Genomic DNA, 8,603 nt, shown 5'->3' with positions numbered 1-8,603 from the left:
TTAGATTTATATGGTCAATATCCAGTAAGTTGGTTAATTACACCTACAGAAACCGCTGAAGGAGTAGTTCAAGTGTTTGAGCAAGCACGGATGAAGGAAGGAGAACTAGCTCCGTTAATTCATACTGATCGTGGTGCGGCGTATACTTCCAAAGCATTTAATCAGTATTTAGTAGTTAATGATGCCCAACACAGTTATTCAGCACCAGGGACACCGGCTGACAATGCCGTAATGGAACATTGGTGGGCAGATTTTAAGGCTATTTGGATCGCACACCTGTCTAAAGCACAAACATTATTAGAACTAGAAGGACAAGTTAGAGAAGGAATTACCTATTTCACTGAGAAATTTATCTCAGCGAAGAGAAATGACCTTACCGCAGCGGAATACCGTTTTGGCAAGACCAACTAATTTTTATTATTTAATGTGTAAACTTGACAGGGCACAGTACCATTTCCGGCTCAACTATTTTTTAATTATGCCCAGCCTCTTCCTGCCCAAGTTTTAATTGAAAGTTCTTCCACCACCTCAACGTCTGCCAGCGCGGTACCAATGACGCCAAGTGCGCCTGCGGCATCTGCCAGCTCGGCTAAGAAGTCATTTGTTTTCGGTTTGCTGCCACAGACTGGTCAAGCCAAATCACTGCTCTGGATTCTGCTTGGGGTTGTGATTGTGGCTGGGGTAGCAATCAAGCTGTATCTAGATAAGAAGAAAAAATAATCGCTGCGACGGATCGATCAGTCAATTGATTGATGTTCAAAGCAGGCGCGGCTCTCAAATGCGGGTCGCATTTTTATTTTGCAAGGCCTCGATTCTGTTTTCTGTGCAAAATTCGCTCAAATTGCACCGAAAAATAAATTATAGACTATAAAACCAGATCACGGCTTGAATAGCGATCGGTATACCGCGACAACAAATATACCGATAAGCTGGCTGATAACTATGACTTTATGCCAAAGGTCGTCGCGCTTGATGATGCTCAACGAATTATTGACATCATTAACGAAACGGCGCAAAAATACGGTCAATACTATCAGCAGTACGATGCCTGGAACCATGAGGCAGATAATCTGACGCATCGGCCGGGACCCCCTTGGAGCATCGCGCATGCAAAAGGGCAAAACACCTTGTTGAGCGATGATGATATTTTGAATTACCACGTGCTGGAACGACTGTAATTTAAACATTTCTAAAGCCCGCGTCTGATGCGAGCTTTTTTCTTTTAGGCTCGTTATAATAAAAGAAGCTAAATTACGAAAAAATGAGGAGTACGGCTTATGAAAATTTTGATTGTTGATGACGATAAAGACATCGTTCAATTATTAGAAATCTATGTCCGCAATGAAGGATATGAGCCAATTACTGCCTACAACGGCAAAGAAGCCCTAACCAAATTAAACACCAACCCAGATATTAGCCTGGTAATCCTAGACATCATGATGCCAGAAATGGACGGGATGGAAGTTATCAAGCAGGTGCGCAAGGATTCATCAATTCCAATTTTGGTGGTTTCGGCCAAGACAACGGACATGGATAAGATTCAAGGCTTGATCACGGGGGCCGATGATTATGTCACCAAGCCTTTCAATCCCCTGGAGGTCATGGCCCGTGTCAAGTCCCTGCTGCGGCGGAGTAAAGGCGATCTGACCAACGATGAGCCGGATGTCTTGAACGTTGGTCCGTTGGTGATTAACAAGGATTCCCACGAGGTCAAGACGCTCAAGGGTGATACGATTCAGCTGACGGCGCTGGAATTTGGAATTTTGTACCTGCTGGCCAGTCATCCTAACCGTGTTTTCAGTGCGGATGATATTTTTGAACGAGTTTGGCAGCAAGAGTCCGTGGTTTCGGCAAAGACGGTCATGGTTCACGTCAGCCACCTGCGTGATAAGATCGAAGCCGCTACCGGTGGCGAAAAGGTCATTGAAACGGTATGGGGCGTTGGCTACAAGGTTGAAAGCCACTAGTTTTGATTTGATAGATGAGGTCCGGCGCTCAGATAAATGGGCATTGGGCCTTTTATCATGTTTGGTAGGCAGGCTCGCGGTATTTACGTGGGCGGTTAGGGGGTAAAGTTTGAAATTAACTACGCGTGAAAAGAGCTCGCTATTTTTTGAGGGCGTCTCGACGGTGATTTTGCTAGCGATGATCAATCTGGCCATCATCGTGATTCTGCAATGGATCGTGCGGCATAATCCCGGCGTCAACAGCGGGATCTTCATCATTAAACAATCCTTGGCGTTTGGCCCGATGGAGATTCGTATCTGGAGCTATCAGCGTATCGTGATCGGCATCATGTTGGTAATCGATGTCTGGGTTCTCTGGTGGCGCTTGATGCGGCGCTATCGGCAGTACCAAATGGACCACATTATCAGAGAACTGCATTACATCGCGCAGGGACATCTGGATCACCGCATTCCCTTTAAGCTCAATGGTTCGCTGCAGGACGTCATTACCAGCGTTAATACGTTGGTTGACAGCGTCGTTCAGTCAATGGACGATGAGCGGCAGGTAGAAAAGTCCAAAGATGAGCTGATCACCAACGTCAGCCACGACCTGCGCACGCCGCTGACCAGCATTATTGGCTACCTGGGTTTAATCGAAAACAAACAGTATCACAGTGAGCAAGACATTTTGCAATACAACCACATCGCCTACGAAAAAGCCGTGCAGATGAAGGGGATGGTCGATGATCTGTTTGAATTTACCAAGGTACAGCAGCATGGCGCTCCACTTAATTTTATGAAAGTCGATCTGGATCCGCTGCTAGAACAGGTCAGTGCCAGTTTTGAGCTGGAAGCCGAAAAAAAAGGAATTGAGATTTCCACGCACGTTGATCCTAAACCGTTAATGATTGAAGCTGATCCGGAAAAACTGGGGCGGGTCTTCAGCAATCTGGTGGCAAATGCATTGAAGTATGGTCATGGGGCCACCTGGATCAAACTTTCGGCCGCGCGCTACCATGACATGATCATCGTGAAGGTTGCCAATAACGGGGAGCCGATTCCGCAAAAGTCGCTGAAGCACGTCTTTGACCGGTTCTACCGCGTTGAGTCATCGCGCTCTAAAGCGACTGGCGGGACTGGGCTGGGCCTGGCAATTGTCAAGGGTGTCGTGGACCGGCACCATGGTCAGGTCTCGGTAGCCTCTGATGAAAAGGAAACCGCCTTTACCGTGGTGCTGCCAGCCAGTCAAACCGCGCCATCAGAAGCAGCGGTCAATGGGGACTCTGCCAAAGCGCAGCCAGCCGAATAGCATTGTGACTACTGGCTGTAAAATGCCGGCAGTTGAGTGATTATTGATAGCTGAGTCAGTTAAGATCGGCCATGGCTCCGGTCAGCTGAAATTAACTGACTGGCGCCCAGCGAATTTGGTGCCATAAATCAATGCAGGATCGGGCTGCCGGTGCTGCATTTTTTGAGTCGGCAGCATTGTATGCATGGGCTGATCATGATAATGCTGCATATGAACAGTTGTACTGGCAGCTTGCCCTTGCTTAACGATCAGCAAAAACCGAACTAAATCGGGCTATTCTGGTATTCTTTAAAATTTAAATATGTTAGACTGGAATTGCATCGTGTTCAAAGGAATACGAGATAAAAGATGAAAAACAATTAAATTAAATGCTGGGGGATATACTTTTTGGCTAAAGCACAGCAAATCAATCCAGAAGGTGCCAGATGGCTGCAGGTATTGGGCGTTTCAATGCCGCTTTGCCTGAGTTACGTGCCAATTGGCGTTGCCTGTGGGATTTTGTTACACGCCGCGGGGATGAACTTCCTGCTGACGTTTCTTGTTTCGGTGATGGTTTTCTCCGGTGGGGCTCAATTCATCTTGGCTTCACTGTTGATGCTTGATGCACCCATCTCCTCAATCTTTATGACGCTGTTTTTCTTGGAACTTCGCTATGCATTGCTGGGATCAAGTCTTTCCAAGTATATGCAAAACGAGTCGCAGCGCTTCGTCTGGCTGTTTTCTGTTTCGATGAACGATGAAAACTATGCCGTCAACTATCTGAAATTCGCGACCGACAAAAACTGGACGCCAAAAGACGCCTTAATGGTTGAGCATTACTCGCTTTTATCATGGGCAGGGGGCAATATGGTCGGCGGCCTGATCGGCAGTGCCGTGCACATCGATCTGGAAATCGTTGACTTTGCCTTGACGGCGCTGTTCTTATACATGATCGTGATGCAGGTGCGCAATCACCTGTCATTGTTGATCAGTCTGGTTTCTGCGGTACTGGCAGTCATCTTCTTGAGTCTGACCAAGAGCACGCTGGGAATCATCATCGCGACTTTGATTGCTTCGTTTATTGGTTTCATGATCGAAAATACGGTTCGCCAACGTTCTGATCATCCCGATGATGCCTGGATCATGCGCAAACTGTTCCGACCGGCTTCATCGCGTGATACGATCAGCGACCGCCAAGAAAAGGACCGAGAAGCTGAGGTTGAGGCTGAGTTAAAGGCCGAATTAAAAGACCGTCTGAAAAAAGATGCAGCAGAGTCCGATCCTGTCAAAAAAGATGCCGATCAGGATGCTACGAATGAAAATTCCGAATCCGAGACGGCAGCTGCTAAGCAGGAAAGCAAGAAATCGAGTGGAGATAAATAGATATGGATTTATTAACTGGTATGCCGGTGCTGTCGTTGGTACCCAGTCATCATAACCTGACCTATCATTTGATCGTCATCGTTATTGCTGCCATTGCGGCATTCATTCCGCGCTACTTCCCAATGCGTTTCTTTACCAACCGTAAGATTCCATTGTGGTTCAACGAATGGATGAAGTACGTGCCGGTCAGTCTGTTTACGGCATTGGTTGTTAAGTCGATCTTTATGAGCAAGACCTACACCTTTGTGCCATTTGGCCATGTCAGTCAGATTCTGGCTGCCGTTATCGTAATGATCGTTGCCTACTTTACGCGTTCCATGGCCGTTTCCGTAATTGGCGGTCTGGCTGCGGTCTGGTTGATCTCTTTGGTAATTTAAAATATTTGCGAATAATTGAAGCGTCATTTTCAAGCGTATGATGGCTGGGTTCTGAGGCCAATCATCATGGGCTGCCTTGCGTCGGAACTGTCCGCGCCGGCTGAAAATGGCGCTTTTTCATTTTGCGTTAAGCTAGCTGGGGCGATTCATCTTATAATTAAGCCAAGTATTGATAAAACGAGGGGAGCAATTTGATGAAAAAAGCATATTTGATTCATGGGACCTCCACCCGCGATGATGACTGGTTCCCATGGCTGGAAAAAGCGGCACGACCGGAAATTGAGCTGGATCGACTCTGGCTGCCTGATCCGTTTGCCCCGCAACCGGCAGCGTGGAATCAAGCGGTTGACGATCAAATCAAAACCGAAGATGGCATTACGCTGGTAGCGCATAGTCTGGGCTGCATAACGGCAGTACACTGGCTGGCGCGGCATAACGTTAAGAACGTGGGCCTGATGTTGGTAGGGGCGTTTGATCAGCCGCTGCCAGACTACGCGGGTTTAGATGAATTCATGCAGGGCGGGGTTGACTATCACCAAGTGCGGCCCAAAATCAGCCGGGCGACCGTGATCACAGCGCAAAACGATCCCATTGCGCCATATCAGTTTGGTGTAGCCATGGCCAATCGATTGGGTGCCAAATTGATCGTACGTCCAGATGGTGGGCATTTCTTAACTAGCGATGGCTTTACGGAATTTCCGCTAGCATTGACGGAGCTAAAACGCGTTGCCGGCGTTGACTGACTTGGTGGCCATTGCGACTAGCATTGACATTAGATTTATCGCTAGCTTTATCTTCAAAATAAAAAGATCCGCCATACTGAAAACGTGACAGATCTTTTTATTTATTGCTGATTGCTCATGTAGTCGCGCGTCATTGGCAGGTTCTTGCCGGATGCACCCTTGGTAATCAAGAATTGCATGACGTCGATGTTGCCCGATTCAAATGAGGCCGCGCATGCTTGCAGGTACAGATCCCACATGCGTGTAAACCGTTCGCCCATCATATCTTGAATGTGAGCGCGATGGGCATTGAAGTTCATGTCCCAGATTTCAAGCGTTCGCTGATAGTGACGCCGCAGCATCTCGATATCAGCGATCTGCAAGTTGTTTTCAACGATATGACCAACCATTTCCTGCAAGCCTGGTACATAGCCGCCAGGGAAGATATACTTATTGATCCAGCCGTTGTAGGCCCCGCCCTGCTGCCGAGTGATGCCGTGAATCAGCGCTACGCCATCATTGGTCAGATAGCGAGCGATATCTTTAAAGTATAGACCCAGGTTTTCTTTACCGACGTGTTCGAACATCCCCACGGAAACGATGTAGTCCCATTGCCGATCGCCCAGTTCACGATAGTCCATCAATAAGACCTCGGCGACGTCCTGCAGGTGTTCTTCTTCAATCTTATTTTGCACCAGGCGATACTGTTCCTTGCTCAGCGTAACGCCGGTAACTTTCAGCCCATATTCGCGCGCGGCCGTCAGCATCAAGGTGCCCCAGCCGCAGCCGATGTCGAGCAGCTTTTTGCCAGGCTGTGGGTGCAGCTTGTTGATGATGTGGTGGACCTTGGCAATTTGCGCGGCCGTCAGATCGTCATGGTTGCCGTTGGTAAAGTAAGCGCATGAATAGGTCAGCGTGTCGTCCAGCCATAGCTTATAGAAATCGTTGCCGACGTCATAATGGCTCTGGACGTCACTGGCGCTTTCCTTTTCACCATGACTCTGTTTGGGCAGTATTCGGTGGAACTTGCTGTTGCGCATAAAGCTGTCTTTGCTTTCGTAGGCCGCTTCAATGACTTTTTGAATGCTGCCGTCAATTTCAATTTTCTTATCCATGAAGGCCTCGCCCAAAGCGATTGAAGCGTTTTTGGTCAGGTCGCGCACTGGAATCTTCTCGTTGAACCGGATCGTTGCTTGCGGCTCGCCATTGCCGTAGACTACCGAGGAGCCATCCCAGAAAACGATTTTAACGGGGATGGTAAATGAGCGACTCAGCAAGACTTTATAAAACGTCTTTTCCAACATGAAAATTTCCTTCTTTCCAATCCGTATGCACGTTATTATACACCTCGCAGTAAAATTAGGCGGAATTTGAGTCATGACATGCTATACTTAGGCTAAATTGTCTAAAAATAGGAGGGATTGGATGGTCAATGCATGGCATCGATTCATCGATAACGTACCATTAAGGCGGTTTGTGGTGTTGGCACTGTTGATCTGGGTGCTCTATTTGGTGCGGGGAATGCTGAGCGCGATCCTGCTGACGTTTATCTTTACATACATTGTAGTGCATTGGGTTCGCTTCGTGCAGCGCTGGCTTCCCAAACTGCCCTCGCTGCTGGTAGTCTTGGTAACCTATGCCGTTTTGATCGCGGCGGTTTATTTTGCGGTGACCAAATACCTGCCGTTGCTGATCACGCAGATTATCAAGATGGTTAACTCAGTCTTGAAATTCTATCAGTCGCAGGACGGTTCTTGGCTGATCAAACAGCTCAATCATTACATTAGTGCCAAAACCGTAACGGCCCAGGTCAAGCATGGCATCAACCTGGCCTTTTCGACTTTGACCAGTTTGACGAAGATGGCAGTGACTTTCTTTATGTCATTTATTCTGAGTTTCTTTTATACGATTGAGCTCAAGCAGATGTATTCGTTCAGCCGATTGTTTTTGACTAGTGATCTGTTCAGCTGGCTGTTTGAGGATATCTACTTTTTTGGCAAGAAGTTCGTCAATACGTTCGGCGTGGTCTTAGAGGCCCAGTTCTTCATCGCACTTTGCAATACGGCGCTGACGACGATCTGTTTGATGTTTATGCATATGCCGCAGATTCTGGCATTGGCTTTGATGGTATTTGTTTTCAGTCTAGTGCCGGTTGCTGGGGTGATCATTTCTTTGATTCCGCTGAGCATGGTTGGCTACTCGGTTGGCGGCATTCGTGATGTGATCTACATCATCATTATGATTATTGCAATTCATGCGTTGGAGTCGTACGTCTTGAATCCCAAGTTTATGTCCAGTCGCACGGAACTGCCGATCTTTTATACGTTCGTAGTGCTGATGGTCAGTGAAAAGCTGTTTGGTACCTGGGGCTTGATCGTCGGCGTGCCGATCTTTACTTTCCTGCTTGATATTATGGGCGTAAAGTCGATTGGCGACCAAAAACAAAGTGAATAAATGTTTTAGCAACGTTTCATATATCTGCTATGAAAAACAGCATTTAATAGGTTTTGGAAAAGTCAGCAGCGGTTAAGGTCGAGGCTGGCTTTTTTATGCTTAGCGTGTTTGACAATGTTATTGAAGATCGAGAAGTTTTGGATCGGGGGTTGGCTTTTTGATTACACTTAATTTGCCTGGTTTTTGTTGTTGGTCATCAAAAAACGCCCTTTTCAAATTGTTAATTAAGACAAAGGTCAACCACCATTGACTTTAGTCGATGATAGTTGACTTATGTATTACAATAGTAGAAAAGTTCCATTCAAACAGGATGGAGCTTTTTTTATAATATTGACAATTTACGGTTTATACCTCATAATAAAGCCGTTGTTGTTATAAATGTACTTAAATTAAAGTCTATTTAACTTTATATAAGTTATAATGTTCGCTTTTG

Annotated in this window: 10 protein-coding genes; 9 read left to right on the top strand and 1 reads right to left on the bottom strand. The window is 46.8% G+C overall.

Going from position 1 to position 8,603, the window contains the following annotated elements:
• The 8 genes from QOS03_RS06465 to QOS03_RS06430 form a co-directional block, all read left to right on the top strand.
• Positions 1-411: DDE-type integrase/transposase/recombinase (locus QOS03_RS06465; protein ID WP_283575782.1), on the top strand; the 411-nt coding region annotated here is incomplete at its 5' end.
• Positions 412-552: 141 nt separating this feature from the next.
• Positions 553-720, top strand: coding sequence for an LPXTG cell wall anchor domain-containing protein (locus QOS03_RS06460; protein WP_283575781.1), 168 nt, complete (start codon positions 553-555; stop codon positions 718-720).
• 230 nt (positions 721-950) lie between these two features.
• Positions 951-1,178: a hypothetical protein gene (locus QOS03_RS06455; RefSeq protein ID WP_283575780.1), complete on the top strand. Its 228-nt coding sequence runs from the start codon at positions 951-953 to the stop codon at positions 1,176-1,178.
• A 99-nt stretch (positions 1,179-1,277) separates the two neighbouring features.
• Positions 1,278-1,967 carry a response regulator transcription factor gene (locus QOS03_RS06450; protein WP_006499325.1) on the top strand — a complete coding sequence of 230 codons (690 nt, stop codon included), beginning with the start codon at positions 1,278-1,280 and terminating at the stop codon, positions 1,965-1,967.
• A 109-nt stretch (positions 1,968-2,076) separates the two neighbouring features.
• Positions 2,077-3,255 carry a sensor histidine kinase gene (locus QOS03_RS06445; RefSeq protein WP_169461786.1) on the top strand — a complete coding sequence of 393 codons (1,179 nt, stop codon included), beginning with the start codon at positions 2,077-2,079 and terminating at the stop codon, positions 3,253-3,255.
• A 387-nt stretch (positions 3,256-3,642) separates the two neighbouring features.
• Positions 3,643-4,617: an AzlC family ABC transporter permease gene (locus tag QOS03_RS06440; RefSeq protein ID WP_283575779.1), complete on the top strand. Its 975-nt coding sequence runs from the start codon at positions 3,643-3,645 to the stop codon at positions 4,615-4,617.
• Positions 4,618-4,619: 2 nt separating this feature from the next.
• Positions 4,620-4,994, top strand: a complete 375-nt coding sequence (locus tag QOS03_RS06435; RefSeq protein ID WP_283575778.1) for an AzlD domain-containing protein — start codon at positions 4,620-4,622, stop codon at positions 4,992-4,994.
• A gap of 194 nt (positions 4,995-5,188) precedes the next feature.
• Positions 5,189-5,737: an RBBP9/YdeN family alpha/beta hydrolase gene (locus QOS03_RS06430; RefSeq protein WP_283575777.1), complete on the top strand. Its 549-nt coding sequence runs from the start codon at positions 5,189-5,191 to the stop codon at positions 5,735-5,737.
• A 101-nt stretch (positions 5,738-5,838) separates the two neighbouring features.
• Here the strand turns inward: QOS03_RS06430 and QOS03_RS06425 are convergent, their stop codons facing one another.
• On the bottom strand, positions 5,839-7,020 hold the full coding sequence (locus QOS03_RS06425; protein ID WP_283575776.1) for an SAM-dependent methyltransferase: 1,182 nt from the start codon (positions 7,018-7,020) through the stop codon (positions 5,839-5,841).
• Between the two features lie 121 nt (positions 7,021-7,141).
• Between QOS03_RS06425 and QOS03_RS06420 the strand changes: the two genes are divergently transcribed.
• On the top strand, positions 7,142-8,170 hold the full coding sequence (locus QOS03_RS06420) for an AI-2E family transporter (protein WP_272222970.1): 1,029 nt from the start codon (positions 7,142-7,144) through the stop codon (positions 8,168-8,170).
• Positions 8,171-8,603 lie beyond the last annotated feature (433 nt).

The sequence above is a fragment of the Limosilactobacillus pulli genome, assembly GCF_947381555.1.
In the GTDB taxonomy this organism is placed as follows: Bacteria; Bacillota; Bacilli; order Lactobacillales; family Lactobacillaceae; genus Limosilactobacillus; species Limosilactobacillus pulli.
Note: the sequence above shows the minus strand (reverse complement) of the source record. Positions and strands in the feature narration are given on the sequence as shown.

What these genes read in the sequence shown, in the direction of transcription:
- QOS03_RS06460 (WP_283575781.1), top strand. Translation starts at nt 553, where the DNA reads ATGACGCCAAGTGCGCCTGCGGCATCTGCCAGCTCGGCTAAGAAGTCA.
- QOS03_RS06455 (WP_283575780.1), top strand. Translation starts at nt 951, where the DNA reads ATGCCAAAGGTCGTCGCGCTTGATGATGCTCAACGAATTATTGACATC.
- QOS03_RS06450 (WP_006499325.1), top strand. Translation starts at nt 1,278, where the DNA reads ATGAAAATTTTGATTGTTGATGACGATAAAGACATCGTTCAATTATTA.
- QOS03_RS06435 (WP_283575778.1), top strand. Translation starts at nt 4,620, where the DNA reads ATGGATTTATTAACTGGTATGCCGGTGCTGTCGTTGGTACCCAGTCAT.
- QOS03_RS06430 (WP_283575777.1), top strand. Translation starts at nt 5,189, where the DNA reads ATGAAAAAAGCATATTTGATTCATGGGACCTCCACCCGCGATGATGAC.
- QOS03_RS06425 (WP_283575776.1), bottom strand. Translation starts at nt 7,020, where the DNA reads ATGTTGGAAAAGACGTTTTATAAAGTCTTGCTGAGTCGCTCATTTACC.
- QOS03_RS06420 (WP_272222970.1), top strand. Translation starts at nt 7,142, where the DNA reads ATGGTCAATGCATGGCATCGATTCATCGATAACGTACCATTAAGGCGG.